The organism is Streptomyces sp. 13-12-16 (assembly GCF_002114215.1).
GTDB lineage: Bacteria > Actinomycetota > Actinomycetes > Streptomycetales > Streptomycetaceae > Streptomyces.
Map to the genome: position 1 here is coordinate 1 of NZ_NCTE01001311.1, position 824 is coordinate 824.

Genomic DNA, 824 nt, shown 5'->3' on the forward strand with positions numbered 1-824 from the left:
CTCAGGGACGGGAGGCGGCCCGGTGCGCTGCCCGTGGGTGAGGCGCTGCGGCGGACCGCGGAACGGTCGGACCGGCGGGGCACCGGACTCCGGGACGCCGCGTAGGGTCGGTGGTCACATGCACAGGCGGAAGGAGCCCTCGTCGTGACCAACGGTCGGCCCGTCCCGGTGATCATCGACTGCGACACCGGTGTCGACGACGCCCTGGCCCTGCTGTTCGCCGTACGCCACCCGGGGATCGACCTGCGCGCGGTGACCTGCGTGGCCGGGAACACCGACGTGGACGGCGTCGTCCGCAACACGCTGACCGTGCTGGAACAGGCGGGCGCGCCGGAGATCCCGGTCGCACGGGGCGCCGAGCGTCCGCTGATCGAGGCGGCGCGCTCCGCCCGCCACGTCCACGGCCACGACGGCATGGGCGACCTCGGCCTGCCCGTCCCGCGCCGCGCCCCCGCCGACGTGGACGCGGTGACCCTGCTGCGCCGGGAGATCCTCGCCTCCCCGCACCCGGTCACGCTCGTGCCCACCGCCCCGCTCACCAACGTCGCCCTGCTGCTGCGCACCCACCCCGAGGTCACCCGCAACATCGAGCGGATCGTGTTCATGGGCGGCGCGGCGGCGGCCGGGAACGCCACGCCGGTCGCCGAGTTCAACGTCTGGCACGATCCGGAGGCCGCCGCGATCCTGCTCACCGCCGGGGTGCCGATCACGATGTACGGCCTGGACGTGTTCACCCGGGTCGTCGTCCCGGCGGCGGACGTGCGCCGGCTGCGCGCCAGCGGCGAACCGGGCACCCGGCTCGCCGGTGAGCTGCTCGCGCACCG

The 824-nt window shown here is 75.4% G+C and carries 1 protein-coding gene; it reads left to right on the forward strand.

Annotated features, from left to right (window positions below; all coding sequences use genetic code 11):
- Nucleotides 1-144: 144 nt before the first annotated feature.
- On the forward strand, nucleotides 145-824 hold a 680-nt coding region (locus B7767_RS40325), incomplete at its 3' end, for a nucleoside hydrolase (protein WP_085576252.1).